General features: G+C 65.1%; 16 protein-coding genes. 6 read left to right on the top strand and 10 right to left on the bottom strand.

From position 1 onward, the window contains the following. Positions 1–112: 112 nt before the first annotated feature. The 3 genes from xylB to HYR72_21875 are packed head-to-tail and all read right to left on the bottom strand — an operon-like array spanning position 113 to position 3,749. Positions 113–1,573 carry a xylulokinase gene (gene xylB / locus HYR72_21885; GenBank protein MBI1817637.1) on the bottom strand — a complete coding sequence of 487 codons (1,461 nt, stop codon included), beginning with the start codon at positions 1,571–1,573 and terminating at the stop codon, positions 113–115. Positions 1,574–1,602: 29 nt separating this feature from the next. Continuing rightward, positions 1,603–2,931 (bottom strand): hypothetical protein, encoded by a 1,329-nt coding sequence (locus HYR72_21880; protein MBI1817636.1) that lies wholly within the window; start codon positions 2,929–2,931, stop codon positions 1,603–1,605. 8 nt (positions 2,932–2,939) lie between these two features. After that, positions 2,940–3,749, bottom strand: a complete 810-nt coding sequence (locus HYR72_21875) for a hypothetical protein (GenBank protein ID MBI1817635.1) — start codon at positions 3,747–3,749, stop codon at positions 2,940–2,942. 78 nt (positions 3,750–3,827) lie between these two features. Between HYR72_21875 and HYR72_21870 the strand changes: the two genes are divergently transcribed. The 4 genes from HYR72_21870 to HYR72_21855 all read left to right on the top strand — a co-directional run bounded on the left by HYR72_21870 (position 3,828) and on the right by HYR72_21855 (position 12,808). Continuing rightward, entirely contained in the window at positions 3,828–6,872 is a 3,045-nt protein-coding gene (locus tag HYR72_21870) for a hypothetical protein (GenBank protein ID MBI1817634.1), read from the top strand. After that, a complete protein-coding gene (locus tag HYR72_21865; protein ID MBI1817633.1) occupies positions 6,869–10,777 on the top strand; it encodes an Ig-like domain-containing protein in 3,909 nt (1,302 codons plus the stop codon). Before HYR72_21870 ends, HYR72_21865 begins: the two co-directional genes overlap by 4 nt. Before the next feature lie 82 nt (positions 10,778–10,859). After that, positions 10,860–12,275 carry a hypothetical protein gene (locus HYR72_21860; protein ID MBI1817632.1) on the top strand — a complete coding sequence of 472 codons (1,416 nt, stop codon included), beginning with the start codon at positions 10,860–10,862 and terminating at the stop codon, positions 12,273–12,275. A 95-nt stretch (positions 12,276–12,370) separates the two neighbouring features. Then, the gene (locus HYR72_21855; GenBank protein MBI1817631.1) at positions 12,371–12,808 is read left to right on the top strand and encodes a universal stress protein; all 438 of its coding nucleotides are present in this window, start codon (positions 12,371–12,373) and stop codon (positions 12,806–12,808) included. Between the two features lie 78 nt (positions 12,809–12,886). Here the strand turns inward: HYR72_21855 and radA are convergent, their stop codons facing one another. The 4 genes from radA to HYR72_21835 are packed head-to-tail and all read right to left on the bottom strand — an operon-like array spanning position 12,887 to position 17,936. Further along, entirely contained in the window at positions 12,887–14,245 is a 1,359-nt protein-coding gene (radA, locus tag HYR72_21850; GenBank protein MBI1817630.1) for a DNA repair protein RadA, read from the bottom strand. A gap of 48 nt (positions 14,246–14,293) precedes the next feature. Further along, on the bottom strand, positions 14,294–15,832 hold the full coding sequence (locus HYR72_21845) for a glycosyltransferase family 39 protein (GenBank protein ID MBI1817629.1): 1,539 nt from the start codon (positions 15,830–15,832) through the stop codon (positions 14,294–14,296). Continuing rightward, a complete protein-coding gene (locus HYR72_21840) occupies positions 15,832–17,271 on the bottom strand; it encodes a CoA-binding protein (protein MBI1817628.1) in 1,440 nt (479 codons plus the stop codon). The genes HYR72_21845 and HYR72_21840 overlap by 1 nt, the downstream gene beginning before the upstream one ends. Continuing rightward, a complete protein-coding gene (locus HYR72_21835; GenBank protein ID MBI1817627.1) occupies positions 17,268–17,936 on the bottom strand; it encodes an acetate--CoA ligase family protein in 669 nt (222 codons plus the stop codon). Before HYR72_21835 ends, HYR72_21840 begins: the two co-directional genes overlap by 4 nt. A 155-nt stretch (positions 17,937–18,091) precedes the next feature. On the opposite strand from HYR72_21835, the gene HYR72_21830 reads away from it, so the two are divergent. Both HYR72_21830 and HYR72_21825 read left to right on the top strand, forming a co-directional pair. Further along, positions 18,092–18,964 carry a phosphatase PAP2 family protein gene (locus HYR72_21830; protein ID MBI1817626.1) on the top strand — a complete coding sequence of 291 codons (873 nt, stop codon included), beginning with the start codon at positions 18,092–18,094 and terminating at the stop codon, positions 18,962–18,964. 66 nt (positions 18,965–19,030) lie between these two features. Next, positions 19,031–19,939 (top strand): LLM class flavin-dependent oxidoreductase, encoded by a 909-nt coding sequence (locus HYR72_21825; protein ID MBI1817625.1) that lies wholly within the window; start codon positions 19,031–19,033, stop codon positions 19,937–19,939. 5 nt (positions 19,940–19,944) lie between these two features. Here HYR72_21825 and HYR72_21820 read toward each other — a convergent pair whose 3' ends face one another. From HYR72_21820 to HYR72_21810, 3 genes are all read right to left on the bottom strand, one after another. After that, positions 19,945–20,703, bottom strand: a complete 759-nt coding sequence (locus HYR72_21820; protein ID MBI1817624.1) for a TonB family protein — start codon at positions 20,701–20,703, stop codon at positions 19,945–19,947. A gap of 10 nt (positions 20,704–20,713) precedes the next feature. Continuing rightward, the gene (locus tag HYR72_21815; protein ID MBI1817623.1) at positions 20,714–23,089 is read right to left on the bottom strand and encodes a TonB-dependent receptor plug domain-containing protein; all 2,376 of its coding nucleotides are present in this window, start codon (positions 23,087–23,089) and stop codon (positions 20,714–20,716) included. Between the two features lie 88 nt (positions 23,090–23,177). Next, positions 23,178–23,600 carry a hypothetical protein gene (locus tag HYR72_21810; GenBank protein MBI1817622.1) on the bottom strand — a complete coding sequence of 141 codons (423 nt, stop codon included), beginning with the start codon at positions 23,598–23,600 and terminating at the stop codon, positions 23,178–23,180. Positions 23,601–23,746: the final 146 nt, after the last annotated feature.

The raw sequence follows: 23,746 nt of genomic DNA, 5'->3' as shown, positions 1-23,746 counted from the left end.
GCGGCGTATCAAGCGATGGCTGAAGACGAGCAGCGTGAACCTGAGGCACTGGAATGGTCAGAGGCGACGGTTGGAGACGGTTCGCGCTGAGGTTTGGTGGATGACCTCCGAGTCAATTTGCGCGGAATATGCGTTTTGTGAGCGCGCGGAGATTCGCGCGTGCTTCGCGATAGACATCAAGGTGCGTCGCGTCGGGCTGAACGAGTTCGCTGTCCGTGCGAACAAACGGAGCGGCCATTTCGCTAGCGCTCACCGATTCTCCTGCTGCACGCCCCACGGTCCAGAGCGCCTGAATCGCCGCGCCGAGGGCGGCGGATTCCGGTTCCGTTAGCCGTTGCACCCAGACCTCGAGCACGTCGGCGAGGATCTGGCGCCACAGTGGATTGTGTGCGCCACCACCGACAACGCGAACGGAATCGACGGTGATCCCGAGTCGCTGCATCCGCTCGATGCCGAGCGCGAGATTCAAGCTCGTGCCTTCGAGCGCGGCGCGAAACAGATGGCCGCGCCGCAGCAGCCCGGGACGCAGTCCGACGATCGCGCCGGTTGCGCCGGGGAGATTAGGGACGCGCTCGCCCCGTAGGTACGGTAGGAACATCACGCCGTCGCACCCCGCGGGCACCTGCGCTGCCTCGCGCGTCAGCAACTCGTGATCGGCATCGCCGAACGCGGCGCGTGCCTCTTCGGTCACGCCGGTCATGTTCATCACGCACAGCAGCGGCAGCCAGCCGCCCGTGGAATCGCAGAACGCCGCGATCGATCCGTCGGGATCGACCACCGGAGTCGGGCTGTAGGCGAAAGCTGTCCCCGATGTGCCGAGGCTGACGACCACGACACCCGGCCTGGTCGCGCCGCTGCCGATCGCGCTCATCATGTTGTCGCCGCCACCGCTCGCAACCAGCATTCCGTCGGGGAGACCTAACAACTGCGCGCCAGCGGACGACAACGCGCCGGCCGGTTCGCCCGACTGAATCATCGGCGGCAGCATCTCTGCCAAGCGCGCATCGATGCGTGACAACGCACGCTGATCAAACGCGCGCGTGACCGGATCGAAGAAACCAGTACCGGACGCGTCGCCCGGTTCCATCGTCTTGCGTCCGGTCAGACGGAAGTTGAGGTAGTCGTGAGGCAGCAGCACCGAGCGCACGCGCTTCCAAACTTCCGGCTCGTGGCGCTGCAGCCAGAGCATCTTCGACGCCGTAAAGCCCGCGGGAATCGCGTGCCCGAGGTCGCGTGATAGCTCGTGCGCCTCAGCGGCCGTCGTGGTGTCGCACCACAACTTCGCCGGCCGCACGACGCGATCGTGATCGTCGAGAACGACGAGGCCGTGTTGCTGACCCGAAACGCCGATGCCACGCACGCGCGCCCGGTCCACACCGGCGAGCAACTCCGCGGCAACCTCCTGCACCGCTTGCACCCAGGTCTCGGGATGCTGCTCCGCCGCGCCCGGTGGGAGGTTCGGAATCAGCCCATACGATCGCCCCGCTCGCGCGACCACGGCATGCGACTCCGCGTCGAGCACCACACCCTTGGTGCCCTGAGTGCCGACATCGAAGCCGAGATAGAGACTCATCCGAACTTGGTGCCCTGGCGGCTTGTCGTTTACGGCCGCAACGGCAATGGCGGCGTCACGTACGCGAAGTTTGCCCCGCTGTCTCCGAGCGCTTTGACCGTACTTGGTACAGCGGCCGCCGGTTCGGCGAACGCGAGGACGGCGAGTTGCACTTCGGTGGCGGACGTGGCGACGGCCACCGAGACCGGCACGCGGAAGATCGACGCGGTCGGCCCCAAGCTCAGCAGCGGAGTGGGGATGATCATCCACGATCCGAGCGGGTTGACGGTGCGCACGGCGACGCGAAACTCCGCATCGGCATGAAACCCCTGCGCGCTAAAGGCGAGCGTAAAGGTGCAGCGGGTGCCCCCGTTGACCGGGGCGCAAGCGACCGGGGTGGAGCTATCGATCGCCGTGTCCACTTGCATTGGCGGGGTCGGGGCGAGCGTGGGCGTTAGCGTGACTGTCGGTACCAGCGTTACCGTCGACGTCGGTTTCGGAGTCGCGGTTGCAGCGAACGATGGTGCCAGCGTTGGCGGCCGCGTCGCAGTCGCCGTCGCTACATGGGTCGCCGTACGCGTGGGTACCAGAGTCGCTGTCGCCGTCGGCGGAGCCGTCGCGGTGCGAGAAGGTACCGCCGTGGGCGACGACGTAGCGGTGCCCGTCGCAGTGGGCGGCGGGCTCGTTGGTGTCTCTGTGGGCACTTGGGTTGCGGTCAACGTGGTGGTGGTCGTCGCCGTCGGTTGACTCGTTCCGGTTGTCGTCGCTGTGGCGAGCGGTGCCGTGGTTACCGGTACGCCGGTCGTCGTTGTAACCGGCGTGGAAGTTGTCGTGCTGGTCCGTGTTGCGGTGCGGCTCGCCGTCGCCGTCGGAGTTGAGAAGTCGGTGGTCGGTTGGGTCGGTGTTTGAGTCGACGTGGGCGTTCCGGTCGCGGTGCCGGTCTGCGTTGCAGTCGTGCTTGCGGTTTCGATGGTCGTCGGTGAATCCGTTGGCGGCAGCGTCAAGGTCATCGTAGACGTTGCGGTCGCTGTTGGTGGAACGGTGGAAGTTGGCGTGTCGGTGGGCACTAGGGTCTGCGTCGGCGTATCGGTCGCAGTGGCGATCCGCTTGAGCGTGTTCGTGGTCGTTGGTGCATTGGTTGGGGTGTGGGTCGGCGTGGGGGTGAGCGTCGGCGGATTGCTCGGCGCGATCGGCCCGGAGTTGGCCGGGCAGATGGTCAACCCTTCGAAGTCGACGCACTGCTGCTGGCTGAGCGCTTGATCGATCGCCGTGTTCTCGCTGGAGACGTCGAAGCCGCTGGAGCCGCTGCCACTGCACGCCGCCAGCGCGAGAGTGATCAGCGCCAGAAGACATCTCAGAGATCGCCAGGTCTGCATCATCACCCCACTCAGAATGGAGTCGCGTTGACCAGCACGTTAAGGAAGTAAGTGTCGGCGGTGGCCTCGGTGGCGAAGTCTTCCGCCAGTTTCTTGAGCGCCGCCTCCAACCGCTTGCGAAACTCCGGCAGCCGTTTCGGATCGATGTTCAAATAGTGATTGCGCAGGTAGGTGCCGGTCTCGAGATCGGGCAGCGCCAGTTTATCGAGCATGCCTTTGGCGAACAGCGTGCAGAACTCCAACGCCAGCGCTTGCCGTTCCTTCAGATCGGTGGCGACGAAGTGGCGACCGCGACGGCGCACTCTTCCCGCGCGCACTTCGACCAACCGGCGCTCGCGCAGCGTGGTCTCGACCCGCTGGACCATTTCGTCCGATGCCGCCGTGGCGCGTTTGCTGCGCTTCGGCGCGGCGCGAAACTGCGCGCGCCAGCGCGCCACCGGTATCCAGCTCGCGTCGTCCGGCAAGGCCGCGATCGCCTGGCTGATGACGACCGCCAGTTCGCCGTCCTCGACACCGCCGACACCTTTGGGCGAGTGCAACACTTTGCGCAGCTCTCTGCCGAACGCGTAAACGATGCGATCGCGCCACAAGAGGGCGAGCAACTCGTGCGGGTCTTGCTTGCGAATCGCCGCCAACCGCCGCACCAGTGCTTCGTTGGGAAAGCGCTTACCCTTTTCGATGTAGCCCAGCATGACCGGATCGACGTGCCCACCGAGCACCTCGATGGCGAAGCGCCGCACGGTGTAGTCGCGCCCGGTGAGCACACGGGTCTCGTAGAAGATGTCCTTGATGCCTTTGCGCGGCGCCCCCGGAGCGGCCATGCCGGGATACTACCGAAATGGAAATTGCTTGACAAGAAAACAAGAGTTGTTTAGACGTGAGGCCGTCGGATTTTGGCCATGAAGGTGACTCACCGCACCGTCGGGACCCTGCTGCTGGCCGCGATCGCCGTGCAACCGGCGGGGACAGCGCGCGCCGGGCTCGACCCCAGCTTCGGCGACGCGGGCGTCGTCGCGACCGCACTCAGCAACGATGCCTTCGCTTACGCGCTGGTGCTGCAACCCGACGGCAAGCTGGTCGCCGCCGGCTCCGTGCGCAACGATGCACCCGCGACCCCCACACCAGTCACTGCGCCGGTTACCAAGGACGACTTTCTGCTCATCCGCTACAACCCGGACGGAACGCTCGATGCGAGCTTCGGGGCCAATGGTATTGCGGTCGTGCCGCTGAGCAACGGGGACGATCAGAGCTTCGCACTCGTCTTGCAAGCGGATGGAAAATTGGTCGCTGCGGGATTGAGGTGCAACGACACGTGTGGGTTCGCGGTAGCACGCTTCAATAGCGACGGGACGCTCGATACGAGCTTCGGCGACGGCGGCCAAGCGGTGACGGCGATCAGCGAACGCAGCGCGAGCGCGGCGGCAGTGGCACTGCAGCCCGATGGCAAAGTGATCGCAGCGGGCTCGGACAATCGGTTGTTCATGCTGGTTCGCTACAATACCGATGGCAGCGTCGATCCGTCGTTCGGCGACGGCGGCATTGTGCGCACCGCGATTGGTAGCGATGGCGCGTGGGCGCGCGCGCTGGTGATCGAGCCGGATGGCCGGGTGGTTGCGGCCGGCGGCACATGCAACCATGATTGCGCCTGGGCGCTCGTGCGCTACGAAGCCGATGGTAGGTTGGATTCCTCGTTTGGTGTCGACGGCCGCGTCACGACATCGTTGGGTACGCGCAGTGCCAGCGCCTACTCGTTGGTCAGGCAACCCGACGGCAAGTTGGTTGCCGCGGGTACAAACGGTCTCAATGCCGTGCTGGTGCGCTACCGCGCGGACGGCACGCTCGACGCGTCCTTTGGCAGCGGTGGCATCGCGGTCACAGCGGCAAGTCAGGGTTTCGACGCTGCGTATGCGCTCACGTTGCAACCCGACGGAGGGTTGATCGCCACCCGTGAGGCAGCGGGGTTCGGTGCGGGCTTCGTGTTGACGCGGTACACGGCGAACGGCCGGCCCGATACGAGTTTTGGAACTGGCGGTGTCGAGCTCGGGCCACCGGGGAGTGCGCGGGCCCTTGCCCTTCAAGGTGACGGAAGTGTCGTGGCTGCCGGATACACTTTCGTTGGCGCCAAGTACGCGGTCCAACTCGCCCGCTACGTGAACGAGGGAGACCCGCCGCGACCGACGGCCACCCCGACGCCCGCATCGGGCAGCGCGGTATCGATCGATGTTGGCGATGCGACCGTGCATCCGGGCGGCGCGTTCACCATCAGTGTCACCCTCTCGACCAACGGCTACACGGTTAGCGGCACGCAGAACGATATCCTGTTCGATCCAACCGTCGTCGATCTGGTGAGCACCACAAGTTGCCGTATCAATCCGGCGATTAGCACCCACGATGCGGCATGCGAAACTGGCTCGGCCAGCGCGCCTTGCAAGACGCTGGCGCTCTCGATTCACGACTGCCGCGACGTCGCACTTTGTCCGTCCTACGGAGACAACCGGAAAATGCTGCGTGCGATCGTGGTTGCGTTCGACAACATCAATCCGATTCCAGACGGCGAGCTATATTCCTGTACGTTCCTGGCCCAAGGCGATGAAGCGTCGGCGACGCTGGGTAACCTCGGCATCATCGCGGCGGCGTCGAACGGCGACGCGCTGCCCGCCGAGGGACGAGACGGCGCGGTGATCCTTACTGGACCGACGACGACGCGGCGCGCAACGGCGACACGGTTGCCGACCGGAACGCCGACGCCATTTGACGCGGAGGCGCCGACCGCAACCCCGACCGCGTTCTCGCCACGCATCGGACCGAGCGCGAACGCGTCGGTGACGGCTACTCCCGCTGCGCAAGTCGATGTCGAGGGGGCGCCGAGCAATCTTGGCGCAGGCGCAGGCGTAGGCTCGGGCGGTTGTACCGTCGTTCGCTCATCCGCTTCCTCAACGAGGGTGGTCCTGCTTCTTGCCGTGCCAGCGTTGCTCGTCAGCATACGCCGCGCGCGGCCGCGTGCGCTGGCGATGCTGGTGCCGCTGCTGAGCGCCGCGCGCGCCAGCGCGGCGCCGCCGGCCTACATCCCCAACGCCGAAGGCGACTCGGCTTGGGTGATCGACTCAGGCACGGAGACGGTGACGGCTGTCATTCGAGTTGGACACGGACCCACCGGCGTCGCGGCAATCTTTGCGTTCGCCATCGGGCCGGCGCCAGGCGACTTGCAATCGACGCCTACATTGATCCCGACACGCACGCCTACCGAAGGCTGCATTCCCGTCGGCGTTCCTCCGCAGTGCTTCTCCTCAACCCCAACCCCGACCCCGACCGCCACGTGTCTTCCTTGCGCGCCGCCGCCCTCGTGCGCGGCGGGCTCGCATGCGGTGTGCGACTCCAGTTGCCACCACTGCGGGGCGTGCGTGTGCGCGCCTCCCACGCCAAGCGTCTCCGCAACTCTGCCCCCTTCCCCCGGCTGCCAACCAACCGTGATCCCAACTACCGGACCGGTGGGGACCGGGGTGAGCGTGAGCGGCACGTGTTACTTCGCACACTCCGGGCGCACAGTCGTCGTCTATTTCGACGACGTAGCAGTCGGCGAGGGCCAGGGTGATACGATTGGCAACTACGCGGCAGGGTTTACCGTTCCCACGGATGCCGCACCGGGGCCGCATGTCGTGCGCGTGGCTACCGAGGCGGAGATCGGATCGGTGACGTTCACGGTGTTGGCGGCTGCGCCCTCGCCAACTCTCTCGCGAACGGTTACTTGTGTCTGCACACCAACCGCAACATTGAAGCGCACACCGTCACCGTCGCCGACCAAGACACCTGCAGCGGGCGGTGGCTGCGCAATCGAACCGCCACCTCATCTCCACGGTACCGACTGGTCGATGCTGATGGGGATCACGCTCCCGCTCTTAGCGTGGCGACACAAACGAAGGATGCAACGAAGGAGTCCGTCATGATCATCACACGCGCTCGTTGGGGCCTGCCCGTTCTTTCAATCGCGCTCGCCGCGCTGATCGCGGCCTGCGGTGGCAGTAGCAGCGACGGCGGTGGCGCGGCCGCCTCCACGGCCACGCGAACGCTGCGTCCGGTGCCGACCAACACGCTGCATCCAAGTGGGACGCCGACGCTGGTGCCGACCCAGACCTCAGGCAACGCCGTCACCGGCCTGCTCTTGCTGCAAAACTCGGTCGCGTCGAATCGCGGCGACGCGCTCGCTGCGCCGTCGTCAGACTGGATGTCCCATCCCGACAGCGCCTCGTTTGACAAGGTTCTTTCGTTCGCCGACTTCACGGTCGTCGGCGTCGCCACCAAGCGCGGCGTGACCACCGCTGACGGGCGGTTCGAAATCCAGGGACTGGCCGCCGGCCACTATGCGCTCTCGATCAACAAAGTCCTCGCCGGGAATCTCGCCGCGTTCCTGGTGCCGTTTGCGGTCGGTGACGACGGCACGGCGGATGTCGTCGCTGAGATCGGTCTGGGCCAGGTCAAATCGATCTCGACGTTCACCCGCGGCGGCGTGCGCCTCACCGAAACGATTGCGCCCAATGGCGCGCATGTCGTGACCGGCAACGGGCGCATCGTCGAGATCGGCGATGGCAGTCGTACGCTTACTGATCCCGACGGCGATGGTCACTTCGCCGTCGACGGCTGTACGGTGCCGCTCAGCGTCTGCGAGCAAGGTGAGACCTGTCCGAACGGTACCGTGTGCCAATGTCTGGCGAGCTGCCCGTCGTGCGAGGACTGCGGTAGTCCAGGCGTCTGTGCGCCGGCCGGCCGCGTCAATCCCTATCGCTGCAACGACAACGGCAGTTGCCAACTGCCGGGAGACATCTGCCGGTGTGTTCCCAGTTGCCCGGAGTGTGACGATTGTCGCACCAGTGTGTGCCTCCCGATCTGCGATGCGGTCGACATCGACAGCATCAGCATCACGAATGGTCCGTCGCAACTGATCGTCGGCCAGCAGGGTGGATTCTCGGCCAGCGCGCGACTCAGCGACGGCACCGTGATCGACGTGACCTATCTGGCCGCGTGGCAGTCGGCGAATCCGCACGTTGCCTCGATCGATTCGTGGGGCACCGCGTCGGCGCTCGCGGTCGGCGATACCATCGTCACCGCATCGATCGGTGACAAACTCAGCGGCGAGTGGCCGCTGGAAGTCGTCGCGCGGCCCGCGCTGCGCACGATTCACGTGCAGAACCTTTCGTGCCTCTATCCGCTCGGTGCGCCGAAGACCGCCCCCGGCGCAACGCCGATTCGCCTGCCACCGAGTCCCGGCGACATCTTGCCGATCCCCAATTGCACGCAGGTGGTGCAGGTCGGCGGCACGATTCAATTCAGTGCCTTCGGTGAGTTCGACGATGGCTACTACGCGGACATCACCAACGAGGTGACGTGGCAGCTCGATCCCAGCGGTATCGGCGATGTGACCGACGGCCTGTTTACCGGCCGCGCCGTCGGCACGACCCAACTCACCGCATCGCTGAGCGGCGTGACGAGTGACGCCACCCAGCTCAAGGTTGTCACCGAGCCGAGCATCGTGGCGATCTCGATCTACGCCAACAACGGCGGCTTCGCGGTGGTCGACAGCCGCGTCGACGCGAACGGGACGCGGCCGGAACCGTGTTTCGATTGCGGCTACACCATTCCGGTTCTCCGCGGCGATCAACTCAAATTCCAGGCAACGGCGCAGTACGATACCGGGGCATGGCGCGATGTGACCGGCGAAGTCGCCTGGCACACCAGCGACGACACCGCCGCGACCATCGATGCGCACGGCGTGATGACGGCGGTGGCGGCGGGCAACGCGGCGATCACGGCGACACTCGATGAAGTGACGAGCAATCCGGTCACCGTGCACGTCGTGAACGAAGCGACGTTGCAATCCCTCTCCATCTATCAAGAAGGCACCGACCGAGTGGTGGCAATCGGCGATCAACGTTTCTTCCGCGCGACCGGCTACTACGACATCGGCATCGCGCGCGACGTCACGATGCAGGCGACGTGGTCGAGCAGCGATCCGCTGATCGGCTCCTTTGATGTTGCCGGGGTGTTCACCGCACACGCGGCGGGCACGGTAAACGTACTCGCGGTCCTTGGCGGGCTGGAGAGCAACGCGGTGGCGCTCGAAGTGTTCGCCACCAGCGAGTTGAACTACTGCGATGCGGCCAGCGTCAACCGGTCGCAGTGGTCGGACGACTTCAATCGCGTGATCTTGGAGTCCGACTGCGATCACTACAGCCAGCCCGGAGTGGCGGCGCTGCGCTACACCGTCACCGAGATCCAACCGCACGGCGGCGTGTTCGATCCGTGTCTCGATCTCTACGTCTATCGCGGCGATCAGCGTGTCCGTACGATCCGCGAAGAGGGTTGCGGCGATCCGTTCATCCCGGCGGCCGCGCCCGGACGCGATCAGGAAGCGCTCAAGTATCAGCTACGCGCGTTCTGGGATCTCAAAGATGAACAGGGCAATCCGGTGTCGGACGGGACGTATCAAATCGTCGGGCGCTTCTATCTCTACTACGACCCCGTGGTGAAGCTGACTATTCGCGTCGGAACGGGCGGATCACAAACCGATGCGGCGGATTTGGTGCCGATCGGTGTGTACGTCAAGGCGCCGCCGCCGCCGGGCGGCTGCGTCGAGCAGGGGGGTCTCAACTCCGCGTCGATCGATGTCTGCATCGCGAATCGCGGTGGCGGCGCCGCTGGCGGGTTCGCAGTGTCGGTGAGCGGCAAGCAGTTCGAAGTAAGGGGACTGGCCGCCGGTGCGGAGAGCTGTTTCTCGCTGCCGCTGCCGTCATTCGGCAAGGCGGACGTCATCGTTGATGTGACCAACGCGGTGCCCGAAGGCAACGAGGAGAACAACCAGGCTTCGTTCTTTGTACCTATCTTGACGCCGCCACCGACGTGTTCACCATCCTCCGGCACGCCAACCCCGACACCGTCGCCGCGACCGCATCCGCACGGCTCGATCCCGCCGCCGCGATCGACGCCGACGCCCACGCCGACCGTGTCGTGTTGCGCCACGGGCGACACCTGCATTCCGGAGCAACCGCCGTGTGCAGTCTCCTGCTGTCCGCCCAACGCGCCCTGCGCATCCGACACGCCACCGTGCCCGCGCTGCGGTGGGCTCGCGGGGCTCGCATGTCCCGCCGGGTCGATGTGCGTCGACGATCCAACCGACAATTGTGATCCGGCGGTGGGCGCGGATTGTCAGGGCGTCTGCGTACCCGAGAAGCCGAAGCAGTGCACCAAGGACGCGGACTGTCCGGCGCTCGGCGTCCCGTGTTTCTTGTGTGCCGACGGTTCGACCGCGTGTCCGCGCTCGTTCTGCGCAGACGGCGTGTGCAACGCCACGTTCAACCAGTGCCCTCCGCCGGGTTCCGGCATGGGTGCGGCAATCGCGGTCGAGCCATCGTCGCTGACGGTGAGCTGCAGCGGCGAGTTCACGATCACGATCAAGAGCAGTGGCACCGCCGACAGTACGTTGGTCATTGCCGCGCTCAAGCTCGACAACGGCTACAGTCAGGGAGAATACGGCAGCGGGTTTAGTTGGGACACGAGCGCGATCAGCCTGCCGCTGAAATTGCCGAGTGGAACGAGCGTGAGGATTCCGGTCACGTACCACGAGCAGGGTTGGCCGCAGTCACGCTTGGAGCTGGCGATCGACAGCAACGCCGTCAACACGCCGCACGTGTTTCTCGCCTACCACGGCACCAGCTGCGGCACGCCGACCGCGACAGCGGACATCCCGTTCCCGATCTGTACCCCACCACTGTGTCTTCCGGGTCAGGTGCTCGTGGTCGGTGGCGTCGGCGGCTGTAACACGACCTGCGCGACGCCGACGCCAACACCGGCGCCGTAGGAGCACATCGGATATCAGACGAGGCGCGTCCTACGGCCTTGTCCCGCATTTCCATCGTCGAAAGACGGAAGGAGAAAGCGGAATGAGCACGATGAGAACCGCGAGGCAGGCACTGCTTCTTCTCTTCGCCGTTGCCGCGTGCGGAGAGACCCCGCCAACTGACCAGTCGCCTGATTCGTTGGCCACGCAGAGCGCGGATCATCACGAGCCGAGCGAGAAAAGTGTTGTGCGAATCGGCTTCAAGACCGAACCGGCGACCGTGAACCCAGGCGATCCCTTCATCATCGAGGTAGGGCTGTTGAGCAACGATCTCGGTGCCGTCGCGACTCAGGTGGATCTCACGGTGAGTCGCAACGCACGGATTTCCGCCGACAGCCGGGGTCGTCCGCAGTGTCGAGTTGCCCCCGGTATTGGCCACGAAGACACGGTGTTCTCCTTCGTTGATGACGGCATTCGCGCCATCGTCCTGTCCTTTTACGACCCGAGCCCTCTGCCCACCGGAACGATGCTCTTCTCATGTCGAGCCGCTTCGTCGGCCGAAGCGCAGACCACCGAGATCGTCATCTCTTGCAAGAATGCGCACTCGTCATCGGTCGCGGGGGTCGCCCTGCCATCCGAGTGTTCCGGCACCCCAATCGATTTCGTTCAACCCGATCCAACCGCCACGGTGAGTATCGCTCCGTCGCAACACACCCCGACGCCGTCCGCCACCCCAACATCCACCCCCACCGTGAGTATCGCTCCACCGCAACGCACCCCGACGCCGTCCGCCACCCCAACATTCACCCCAGCGCCCAATCGCTATCGTGTTGGCGGCATCGTTTACCAAGCGTTTCAGGGGGCATGGTATTGCCCGCGCGTGGGTGGGGCAACGGTGCGCTTCGAGATGGAGGGATCGGACTTTGTGCTCGAAGCCGTCGCTAGCCCCACGGGGTACTTTCTCGTCGAGCTGCCCGCAGGCTCCTATCGCGTTGAGGTTCGTCATCCCGACTACGAGCCCATCCGGGAGGAGTTGATAGTCGCTCCCACGCGAATTCTGACGTCGAACTTCGCTCTGACGCGTCGCACAGATGGAACGCCGACCCCAACGCCGGCGCCCGGCGAGCAGTTCTTCGGTTTCACGGGCGTCGTGAGCGAAGAGCGGTGGCTTGGGCTACCCATCGAGGGGGCTGCCGTCTCCTTCGATCATGAATACGCACTTCGCCATGAAGAGACCCTTTCGGACCAGCGCGGGGTCTATCGCGTTGTCCTCGATCCCGGGCGGTACCGAGCAGCAGCGACGCACCCAGACTTCGAGCCGTACTCGACAGGTAATGGATTTTTTGTGGCGTGTGAACCCGGATGGGCCATCGGAAACTTCTTTCTCCATCGACGCAACGCCGCTACCGCGGTCGCGAGCACGTGGGACGCACCTCGCATAGAAGCCAAGCTGGACTCGATGGAAGAGGTTGAAGCCTTCCTCGAGGAAACTTTAGCCCGAGAACTCGCGCGTCGTTGATCCTCTTGCTCGGTAATCCGACAGCGAGCGCACCCTGACGTTTGCCGGGTGCGCGGCGCTCCGCTACTCTCCGGCCGCGATTGGTTTGCGTGCCGATGAGTCAACGCGTGCTGGTCCCGATGGACTTCAAGCCGGGCTCCGAGCGAGCGCTCGAATGGGCGGTGGACTACGTGCGCGACCGCGGCGGTGCGCTTGACGTCGTGCACGTCGTGCCGCGGCTGCACCAACTCGATCCGTTCTTTCGCGCCGGTTCGTTGCCGTCGCAATCGGTGGCGGCGATTCGCGAGCGTGCCGCCGAGCGACTCGCGCAGCTCCTGCGCCACAAGCGCGTGCGCTATCACTTGCACGTGGTCGAAGGTGACCCCGCCACGTGCATTGCCGAGCAAGCCGTGGCGTTGCACCCAAGCATCATTGTTGTCGGCACCAGCGGTCGCAGCAGTGCCGCCCGTCTGTTCCTCGGTAGCGTCGCTGAAAAGATTGTCCACACGTCAACAGTGCCGGTGGTTACCGTGCCGATGCCGGCAGCGAAGTAGAGCGGCGCTGATGATCCCTGCGCCTTGTCCTCGGCGGCTTTGCGGCTTGGCGCGAGACGTTTCTTTTCCGGACTGAAGTTAGAACAACACTTCCCACGCGTCGCTGAGCGCGCGGACGCCGTGCAGCGTCACGCCGTCGATGGCGGGGAGTTGGCGCAGCGACGCTTCCGGTAGAATGCAGCGCGTGAAGCCGAGCTTCGCCCCTTCGCGCACGCGCGTTTCGGCCTGACCGATCGCGCGCACTTCGCCGGCCAGACCGACTTCGCCGAGCAGCAACGTGTTGGCATCGACGGGCTTGTCGAGGAAGCTCGACGCCACTGCGGCGACGATGCCGAGATCGACCGCCGGCTCCTCGATGCGCACGCCGCCAGCGACGTTGACGAAAATGTCGTGGCCCATCAGCTGCAGTCCCATCTTCTTCTCCAACACGGCGACCAGCAGCGCGACGCGGTTGTGATCGACGCCGAGCGTTGTGCGCCGTGCGGTGCCGAACGCCGTCGGCGACACCAACGCTTGCAACTCGACCAGGATCGGCCGCGTGCCTTCGATGCTGGCGATCACCACCGAGCCCGGCACGTCGACCGGCCGCTCGGCCAGAAACAGCGCCGACGGATTCGCCACCGGTTGCAAGCCCGACTCCTTCATCTCGAACACGCCGATCTCGTTGGTCGAGCCGAAGCGGTTCTTCACCGCCCGCAGAATGCGGAAGGCGTGGCCGCGTTCGCCTTCGAAATAGAGCACGGTGTCGACGACATGTTCGAGCACCCGCGGGCCGGCGAACGCGCCTTCCTTGGTGACGTGACCGACCAGGAAGGTGGCGAGGCCGCGGCGCTTGGCGAACTGCACCAACTGGGCGGCGCACTCGCGCACTTGTCCGACGCTGCCCGGGGCCGACGCCAACTCGTCGGTGTAGACGGTCTGAATCGAATCGATCGCGAGGACGCGCGGCATTAGTTTCTGCGCATATTCGAGGACGCGTTCCAACGAAGTTTCCGCGAGCACGAGCAGTTTGTCTTCATGCACGCCGAGGCGATCGGCGCGCATCTTGATCTGCTCGGGCGACTCTTCGCCGGAGACGTACAGCGTCGTGCCGTCGCGCGCGAGCGCGGCGAGCGCCTGCAACACCAGCGTCGATTTACCGATCCCGGGATCGCCGCCGATCAACACCGCGGACCCGGGCACGACGCCGCCGCCCAACACACGATCGAGTTCGTCGATGCCCGACGAGCGTCGCGCTTCCGCAGCGCCGCGCACGGCGGTGATCGGTTGCGGTTCCGCGGCCGCTCCGCCAGCCGTCGCGCGCGCGCTGGTCGGGGCCGCTTCTTGGCGCTCTTCGGCCATCGTGCTCCAGCCGTCGCATTCGGGACAGCGACCGAGCGACCGCGGCGACTGAAACCCGCAGGCTTGGCAGGCATACACCGTGCGCGCTTTCGCCATGGCGTGGCTATAGCACAGGCGGTTGCCGACTCATCCTTCTCATCTTCATCATTCTCGCGGCAGCTTGAAAATACGAATCGTCGGACCGGTGACGTCGGTACCGGGTGTGAACTCGGCCACCACCGGCACGGTGAAGAGCACGCGGTAGAACTCCGCTGCCGTGGCGCCGCCGATGAACGGCGGATTGTAGACGCGATTGTAAATGTGCGAGCTGGCGATCACGTGATCGCAGCCTTGTCCGAGGTACCAACTGTAGGGTCGCTGCGCCAACGACCAGATGTAGACGACGCGATAGTCCGCCGCCGAAAGCTGCGGCGTGTATTCCTCGCGCACCACACAGGTACCGGCCGGCAAGTTGGTCTGCACCCATTGCCAGGCGAGTGTGCGCGTGTCGGGCCGCGCTCGTTCTCGATTCATGCGCATCGCCTCGCCGAGCGGCAGCCACGCGAGTCCGAGCACAACGACGGCAATCACCGCACTGGCGATGCGTGCCGGCAGCACGCGTGTGCCGATCTCGACGATGCCGCGGCCGGCGAACAGGCAAGCGAACGGCAGCAGCGGGAGGACGTTGCGCTCGGGACGCGACGGGAAGGTCGCCACGACCGCGAAGTAGCACAGCGGCGCGAAGAGCAGGGCGACGTCGGTGCGCCGACGGCGATGCAGCGCGAAGCCGACGCCCACCAGTGCCGCCGCTGCCGCGCCGGGGTGCAGTTCGTACTGCCACAGGTACGTCAGGTACCAGTACCACGAGTGATCGGGAGTCGACCCGGCGTGGTAATTCTGCCGTTGCTCGTCGAGCCCGCGGAGAAAATTCTCCAAGTCGAGCAACGAGTACGGGCAGACGATCAAGAACGCGGCGATGACGCCCGCGCCGACATACATCAAGCGCCGCAGCGATGCGCTGGGTTGGCGCAGATCGCTGGCGATCACCAGCGGCACCAGCACGACGAAACCTGCCGTGTACTTGGTGCCGGCAGCCAGCCCCGCGCAGGCGCCGGCGATGACCCACGCGCGCATGCGCTCCGGCTCCGCGCGCAAACTCGCCCACACCGTGGCGGCGATGAGCACTACCGCCGGCACGTCGGTGGTGAGGTAGTGCGCGCTGTCGACGTAGAGCGGCAGCACCGCCAGCAGCAGCGCCGCGCTGACGCCGGCCGCGGCTGAGTGCCAACGCCGTCCGGCTTGCGCGAGTAGAACGACGCCCACCACGCCCGCGAGCGCAACTAGCAGACGCCCGGCGAGCACGAACGGCCACTGCTCCGGCAACGCGTCCCACGGGCCGATGCCGTTGAGTGCGGCATTCGTCGTCAGCGGCGCGTAGACGAACGGCTGCAGGATCAGAATCAGCAGCGCTTGCACGTAGATCAGCAACGTTGGGTATTGAAACCAATGCGGGTTGAGATCGTGTTCGCGCACGACATCGAGCGCGCGGTGCAACACGTAATGCTCATCGGCGTGGTAAATGAACGGCGCACCCCAGGCGATGCCCCACAAGCGCAGCGCCAATGCCAGCAACCCCACGATGCCGATCAACAGCCATGCCGTGTAGGGCGCCTCCGGCGTCGAACCATCGCGGCGCGACTCCATCAGTCTGTCCCGGCGCGGAAGCGGTGATGCTCGACCAGCTTGCGCAGCGCGACCGCGGCGCGCTCGGCGGATGGCAGTGCGAGCAGCCCGCGGACGATGAACTGCGAGCGCACCGCGGCGATCTCGGCCTCGCGGTGGGCCGGCTCGATGATCACCGCCAGCGGCTTCGACGAGCGTGCCGCAAAGCCGGCGAGTAGTTCGAGCATGCCGGTCAGTCCTGCTGAGATCTCGCGCCAGCGGTCGACTGCTAAGCCGGCGCCGAGATCGACGGCGATGACGTCGATGCCAGCCTCGGCGTCAAGGATGTCGAGCAGCTTTTCGAGATTGTCGATGCGGAACCCCATCGCGATCGTGCTGCCAGCGTCGAGTGGGTTACGAAAGCTCCCGCCGACGACGTTGAAGAACTCGCGCAAGCGCGCGTACGACGCGTCGCTGAGCAGCGGCACGTCGAGGCCGGTTCGCGTGAAGGCGTCGGTGAGAGCGACTGACGGTCCGCCGGTCATCGCGATGAGGCCGGCGCGCCCGCCGGTCGCGGTTTTGCCCGTCTGTAGCGCCGCAACGATGTCGATGAGTTCGTCCAGTCCGTCGGCGCTGACGGCGCCCGCTTGACGAAGCATGCCGGTCCACACCGCCGTCGGCGTGGCGAGGGCCGCCGTGTGCGAGAAGATCGCACGTTGGCCGGCACCGCTCTGCCCGCCCTTCCAGATCACGACCGGCTTGACGCGCGTGGTAGCGCGCAACACCTCGAAGAAGCGGCGCCCATTGCGCACGCCCTCGACGTACATGGCGATGGCGCTGGTGTCGGGATCGTCGCGCAAGTATTCGAGGTAGTCGCACGCATCGACGACGGAGGCGTTGCCGATACTCGCCGCCTTACTGATCCCGACGCCTCGACCAGGCGCGCGCATGACGAAGTTGATGGTGTGGGTACCGCTCTGCCCGAGAAATCCGACGTGGCCTGCCGCACTCTCGCCCGCAGGCTGATTCGGAAAGTTGCACAACCCGAGGCGCGGGTTGGCCAGGCCCATGCAGTTTGGGCCGACAAGCAGCAAGCGGCCGCGCTGCGCGATCGTCACAATCTGTTGTTCGAGACGTTCGCCTTCGGCCTCGCCGGTCTCCGAGAAGCCGGCGGTGAAGAGCGTGACCGCGCCGACCGCCTTCGTCACGCAATCATCCAACACACGCGGCGCCACCTGGCGCGGGACGGCGAGCACGACGTAGTCGACCGGCTCGGGGATATCGAGCAGGCTGGCGACGTTGGTGACGCCAAGCGCTTCGATCGCTGGAATCTCGTTGGGATCGATCTGCACCGAGTACAACTTACCGTTGAAGGCTTTGAGCGCGTGCAGCCAGAGAAAGCCGTTCATCAACTTGTCGCCGACGACGGCGACGACGCGCGGATTGAAGGCGCGATCGAATTGCGCGCGGCTGAACGTCACGAGGCCGCTCGCAACAATGCCCGCGCGTCGACCGCAATCACGCGATCGGGATACGCGAGCACTGGATTGAGGTCGAGCTCGACGATGTCGGGGCGTTGCTCGACGAGGGCGGAGACCGCGAGCAGCAATTGTTCGAGCTGTGACATATTCACCGGCGGGCGGCCGCGCACGGCGCCGAGCAGGCGCGCGCCGCGAATCTCTCGTACCATTTGCCGCGCGTCGCGCGGCGTCAACGGAATCAATCGGAAGACCACATCGGCAAACACTTCCACCAACACGCCGCCGAGACCGAACATGATGACCGGGCCGAACTGCGGATCGTGTTGCACGCCAACGATGATCTCGACGCCGCCCGCAGGCGCCATCGGTTGCACCGCCACGCCGAGCACCTGCGCGTCGGGTCGCGCGGCGCGCACATGGGCGAGCATCGCGGCTGCGGCCGCTTCGACCTCGGCTGGGGTCGCGAGGTTGAGGCGAACGCCGCCAACGTCCGACTTGTGAACGATGTCGGGCGAAACGATCTTTACGGCGGCGGGACATCCCAGACGCTCCGCCGCGGCCCGCGCCTCCGCGGGCGTGCGCGCCAACGCGGTCGCGATCACCGACACGCCGGCGCGCCGCAGCAGCGCCTTGGCGTCGATCTCGTTCAGTGCACGCTCGGACATCGCCGCTTCCTTACCGGAAGCCGAGTCCAAGGTCCAAAGTTCAAAGCCGAAAGTCGCAAGCGTTGGCCGCGCGGGTTTGGACTTTTGACCTTGGACTTTGGACCCGCAATTTTGGACCTTGGACTTTGGACGTTGGACTTGTTTAACTCCGTCGCATGGAGTGGCTGACTGGGTACGCGGTGTTCCACTGGATCGCGACGTGGGCGAATCCGTTTTGCGACGGATTCTTTCGCGTCGTCACCGATCTCGGCTATCCGACGTTCTACTACCTCACGGTCGCACCGCTGTTCTGGATCGTCGATCGCCGCAAGGCCATGGGACTGTTCCTGTTGATTCTGCTTGGCGGCTACGTGAACACGTACGCGAAGCTGTGGGTGAACACGCCGCGTCCGGATCCCGCGCTGGCGCGCGTGCTGGATTTCCGGCCGTATCAATCGCACAGCAACTCGTTTCCCAGCGGCCACGCGCAGGGTGCTGTAGTGTTCTGGGGCTATCTGGCGTGGTGGATCGGGCGGCGCTGGTTCACCGCGGTGGCGGTGCTACTGATCGCGCTGATCTCGTTCTCGCGGTTGTATCTCGCGGTACATTTTCCGATCGACGTGCTCGGCGGATTGGGGCTCGGGCTGTTGCTGTTGCCGGCGATCAGTCCGCTCGAACGCTGGGCGCATCGCAACTGCTACACGCCGCCGTGGGCGATCGCCGTCATCGTTGGTGCGTCGTTGGCGATCACGCTCACCGGCGACGTGGCGTTGGCAACGATCTCGGGCAGCGTGGTGGGATTTCTCGCCGGCGCGAGTTGGTTGCCACAACAATCGCTCACGTTGAATTCGTCGCGTCAGAGCATCGTTGTCGTCATCCTCGGCCTCGCCATGCAGTTGGCGCTGTCCACCTCGCTCGGAATGATACCGCCAACGCAGTTGCTCGTGACCTACGGGCTGGTCGCGTCGCTGTGGGTGTTCGCGTTGTGGATCTATCCGCGCCTGATCGGCGCGCTGTGGCTACGCCCCAGCCCAGCAGTGAGTACCTAACGCGCCGGGTGTCCAACCTTCACGATTCACGTCTCACGTCTCACGAATCACCACCAAGGAGAATCCATGAACCCAAAACCAGCAGTGAGCCTAGCGGCGATGCCCGGGCGGCGGCACGCAACGATCGAGTTAGCGCAAGAGATCGAGCGCCGCGGCTTTGCGGGGATCTATTGCCCGAGCTTCAACGACGGCGTTGGGTTGTGCGAAGCGCTGGCGCTGTCGACCAAGACGATTCGTTTTGGAACCGGGATAGCCAACATCTACACGCGCCATCCGTTCGACTACGCGCAGACCGCATCGTTGATCCACGAGTTGAGCAACGGCCGCTTCGCATTTGGCATCGGGGTGAGTCACGGGCCGGTACACAAGCGCTTGAGCATCGCGACCGGCAAGCCGCTGGCCGACACGCGGCGCTTCGTCGAACAGTTGCGCGAAGGGGGCAATCGGCAAGGCGAGCTACCACCGGTGGTATTGGCGACGCTGCGCAAACCCATGGTGCGACTCGCCGCGGAAATCGCCCAGGGCGCGATGTGGGCCAACGCGGCGCGCTCGCACATGGCGGCGTCGCTGTCGTATCTGCCGGCGGAGAAACGGGGCAGCGCGGATTTTTTCATCGGCAACATGATCCCGACCTGCATCAGCGACGACCGCAACGCGGCCGCCGCGGTGAATCGCAAGACGCTGACCGGTTACATCCTGCTGCCCAACTACCAGAACTACTGGATCGAAGCGGGCTATGAAGACGAAATGCGGGCGATCCAGCAAGCGATCGCGAAGAAGGAGTTCGACAAGATTCCTGCGCTGATGTCCGAGCGCTGGCTTGCCGACACGACGCTCTACGGCAGCGTGAAAGAAGTCCGCGACGGTCTCGAAGCGTGGTACGCGGCGGGAATCAGCACGCCGATTCTCGTGCCGTCCTCGACAGCCGGCGGTCAGATGCAGGCGTTCAAGGAGTTCTTGGCCGCGTTCGAGTAGGGCCGCTACCGCAACTGAAACCGGATCGGCACCTGCAGCACGACCCGAACGGGTTCGCCGTGCTGGTCGCGTCCCGGCTTGAAGCGCCACTGGCGGAACGCACTGATGGCCGCATCGTCGAGCTGCGCCACCGACTGTAAAACTTTCACGCCGTCGGGTTCGATCTGGCCGCTGCGGTCGACGATGGCTTCCAACACCACCAAGCCCTCGATGCCGCGCGCGCGGGCGAGCGGTGGATAGTTCGGCATCGGTTTGGTGATCGCGATCGGTGGCGATGCGACTTCGTCGGCCCGGAACAATTGATCGCCGTGCCCGCCAACGGTACCGCCTGACTGTCCGCCAATCGATCCGCCGGGTGCGCCGTCTACAACACCGACGGACTCACCCGTGATGCGCGCCGTCTCGTCGGTGCTCGGCGCCGGTTCGGTCGTCGTGGTGGTGTCCGGGACCGGGCGCGGCTGGCGGGCAATCCGAGGTCGGTGCCGCGCCACTGGGACGGGTTGCGGCGCGGGCTGCGCGACAGCCACTGCGGCGATCGGCGCCGCGGCATTGCCAAGTGGCGGTGGCGGCGCGGGGTCGATGATCGTGATGCGAATCGGCGCCGTCGGCGGCGCCACCAGTCGCACAGAAGTGCCCGCGAATACCAGCAGCGCGACTACGTGCAACGCCACCGACGCGAGCAGCGGTACATTGAACCGGCTGGCCCGCGGTGACGGGACATAGATCATCAATTCGGCTGAGGCGTTCTGCACGGCGACACTCACGAGATTGTCGCTAGAAGTATACCGCCAACCCCCCGCGTATCCAGAACGGATTGCCAGGGGTGAAGTGGATGTCGGTGACGCCGGCGTTAGACGATGACGTGCCCTGCTTGCCAGGCGAATGCAGCGCGCAGTCCCCGCCACCGACCTCGCTGCGTACGCACGACTGGTCGTCGAACTGCGCCTCGCGCCAGTCGGTATTGGTCAGGTTCAAGAAGCTGAGATCGGCTTCGACATTCCGCCAGCGATATTTGCCAAGCAAGTCCAAGAGCGTGAAGCCCGGTGCCGTCAGCGTGCGCGTTTCGTTGGCCGGACGGTCGCCAAGATAGCGCAGACGTAGCGCCGCCGAGAAGCCGCTGCCGAACTCGGTGGTGAGACCGCCGTTCATGAGGATGATGGGCGCCAAGGGAATCGCACCGCCCGGGTTTTCACCGGTGCGAAAGCGGGGGTCCGCATAGCTCAAATCGTAGTCCAGGAACAACCAGTCGGTGAATTGGCAACGGGTCTCGAAATCAATTCCCCACCGTCGCGTCGCGCCCGCTGGTAGGGATGCTTCGCCGGTATCGCCGGAAAAAATCAGCTCGTCGCTCAGATCGAGCAGCCACAGCGCGGTGGCGAGATCGACCCTATCGAACTGGCGAGTACGTGCCCCCAACTCGTAGCCGGTCGACTGCGCCAGCGCCGAGCTGACGTTGCCGGCCTGCTGCGGGTGGGCTTTCGCGAGCAACACGTTGCGCGCATCGTTCGAGTGAAAGCCGTTGCCGTAGTTCAGATAGATATCGGTGTCGGGCATCGGCGTGATCACCAGGTTGAGCTTGGGGCTGACGATGGAATTGGTGCTGTTGCCGGCGATGCGCACCGCGGTGAAATTGCGGTCGCAGCGCGGACCGCTCGCCGGATCGCAATTCGGTTGGGTTGTCACCGAGGCGGGAAGGTTATCCGATCCGTTGAAGAAGAACACGTCGCCGCGCAGGCCGGTTTCCAGCCGCAGCCAATCGGTGAGAAAGATCTGGTGCTGCATCCAGGCGCTGACCGTGTCCTCTTGAACCGCCAACTGGTTGATCGTGTAGAAGCGTTGGCGCTGCACTTGCCGGTGGAGGGCGACGTTGATGTGATTGTTGTTCGTGTCGACTTCCACTTGGCTTTGCACCGGGCGATCGAGCAGCGCCCAGTAGTGAGTGTAGTTGGCCTTGCCGCCGTAGATCTCGCGCTGATCGTTCTGCTCGATGCCGTCGCCTGGGATGTAGTTGTCTGATCCACCGCAGTCGCCGTGAGTGGTATCGCAGATATCGCCGTTGGACAGCCGCGTGAACCGCAGACCCGTATCCCGAAAGAAAGTGAAGTCGGAGAACAGTTGCAGCTTGTATCGGCTGGCGTAGGCCTGGAATGACCACACGTCCTGCGCGGTCGGCGTGTACGTGTAGTGCACGTCGAGGTTTTCGCGATCGGTCGAACCGCCTTCCGTGGGATCGATCGAATCGAAGCGACCGAACGGACGCGTCGTCGCTGGGGTGGTCTCCGGATTGGTGACGAGCGAGCCTTGCTGTACGACGCGTAGCGGGATCTGTCCCGAACCATCCCAATCGCCGTCGTATACCGTGCCGTCGATCCAGAAGTTCGACTCCGGCGTCGGGTTGAGCGTGATCTTGGCGAAGCCATTGTAGCGCCAGTAGTGCTGCGGGTTGACGAAGGGGCCGTTGGTTGAGAACGCCTGCGCCGCGAGCAACGTCTTCGCCCACGGCAACTTCGGCGACGCCCCGAGTACGTAGCGCTGAGTGCCGAAGTATCCGCCTTCGGCGAGGGCGAAGTTCTCCGTGAACTCTTCCTTAGTGATGAAGTTGAGCGCGCCGGTGTTGGCGAAGTCGCCGAACTGCGTGAAGTACGGGCCCTTGAAGAGTTGGAAGCGCTCGACCGTTTCCGGAATGATGAAGTTCACGTCCGCGTAGCCCTGGCCGTGCGCATGCGTCGGCAAATTGATCGGCATGCTGTCGACGAAGACGGCCACGTCGGTGCCGTGGTCGGCGTCGAAGCCGCGGATGAGCCATTGCGGTGCCTTGCCGCCGCCTTGATGTTGCGCCACGACCAGTCCCGGAATGCTGTTGAGAATCTCCATCACGGTGGCGTGCGGCCGCAACTCGTAGTCCTTCTCGCGGATCTCGTCCGACGACGCGGCCGACAAGGGTTTCTTCGCCTCGACGACGACTTCGGTGAGTTGAGCCCGTCCCTTTCCGGTCGGCTTGGCGACTTCAGGCGTCGCTGGTGCCGAGCGCTCTTCTGCTGCCTCTGCGGCCGGCTGTGTCTCAGCCGCGCCGCGCTCCTCGGCGCGAGCCACGACGGCGAAACACCACGCCACCGCTGCGAGGCGGAGCCATCGGCTCCGGTTTCGCATTGATGAACCTCCGCTACACAACACGGGCTCACGGTCCGTGACCGATGAAGCCCGAACGTTGATCGAAGAATCTCGTATTCAGAAGAAGCTACAGAACGAGCGGCGGGCCGCGAGCGCGGGCGGGGAGTGCGGCGCGGTCGACTATTGGAGCATCGGAAGACGCACGAAGCCGTGCAACGAGTTGAACGTCATCGACCGTGATCAGTGCTGGCGCAAGGGCGCGGTGAAAACGATTCTGCGCGTGCCAGTGACCGCTCTCGTCGTGGTCCGGCGCTTCGATCTCCGGCTCATCCTCGGCCGCGCCGACAGTGAGGTCGTGATGATGATGCGCGGCAGCGAGCTTATGGTCGTGATCCGCGTCGTGATCATCACCATCGGCGTGAATGTGGGCGTGGTCACCGTCGGCATGATGATGCAAGAACAGTCCGGCGCGCGGCGCGGCGATCGCGCTGAGAAAGAGCGCGAGCACCAGCGGCGTCCAGCGGTTCAATTGGCGACGGACACGCTTCATCGCGGACCAGCCCTAACACAGCCAAGCGTCGACCGTCACCCGGATTCTCATCGTTCTCTAGTACGAGTGGGCGCGCGTTTCGGATGTCGGCGCCGACCGTGGTGCGGCAGTTTGGACCGACACGAGACAAGCGAATTCCTTGGAGG

The sequence above is a fragment of the Deltaproteobacteria bacterium genome, assembly GCA_016178705.1.
Classification (GTDB): Bacteria; Desulfobacterota; Binatia; order HRBIN30; family JACQVA1; genus JACOST01.
This window is presented reverse-complemented; position numbering and strand designations above follow the sequence as displayed.

Coding starts and splice junctions, on each gene's coding strand:
- HYR72_21860 (MBI1817632.1), top strand. CDS start 10,860: ATGAGCACGATGAGAACCGCGAGGCAGGCACTGCTTCTTCTCTTCGCC.
- HYR72_21810 (MBI1817622.1), bottom strand. CDS start 23,600: ATGAAGCGTGTCCGTCGCCAATTGAACCGCTGGACGCCGCTGGTGCTC.
- HYR72_21880 (MBI1817636.1), bottom strand. CDS start 2,931: ATGATGCAGACCTGGCGATCTCTGAGATGTCTTCTGGCGCTGATCACT.
- HYR72_21825 (MBI1817625.1), top strand. CDS start 19,031: ATGAACCCAAAACCAGCAGTGAGCCTAGCGGCGATGCCCGGGCGGCGG.
- HYR72_21830 (MBI1817626.1), top strand. CDS start 18,092: ATGGAGTGGCTGACTGGGTACGCGGTGTTCCACTGGATCGCGACGTGG.
- HYR72_21855 (MBI1817631.1), top strand. CDS start 12,371: ATGAGTCAACGCGTGCTGGTCCCGATGGACTTCAAGCCGGGCTCCGAG.
- HYR72_21865 (MBI1817633.1), top strand. CDS start 6,869: ATGATCATCACACGCGCTCGTTGGGGCCTGCCCGTTCTTTCAATCGCG.
- HYR72_21835 (MBI1817627.1), bottom strand. CDS start 17,936: ATGTCCGAGCGTGCACTGAACGAGATCGACGCCAAGGCGCTGCTGCGG.
- HYR72_21815 (MBI1817623.1), bottom strand. CDS start 23,089: ATGCGAAACCGGAGCCGATGGCTCCGCCTCGCAGCGGTGGCGTGGTGT.
- HYR72_21870 (MBI1817634.1), top strand. CDS start 3,828: ATGAAGGTGACTCACCGCACCGTCGGGACCCTGCTGCTGGCCGCGATC.
- HYR72_21875 (MBI1817635.1), bottom strand. CDS start 3,749: ATGGCCGCTCCGGGGGCGCCGCGCAAAGGCATCAAGGACATCTTCTAC.
- xylB (MBI1817637.1), bottom strand. CDS start 1,573: ATGAGTCTCTATCTCGGCTTCGATGTCGGCACTCAGGGCACCAAGGGT.
- radA (MBI1817630.1), bottom strand. CDS start 14,245: ATGGCGAAAGCGCGCACGGTGTATGCCTGCCAAGCCTGCGGGTTTCAG.
- HYR72_21845 (MBI1817629.1), bottom strand. CDS start 15,832: ATGGAGTCGCGCCGCGATGGTTCGACGCCGGAGGCGCCCTACACGGCA.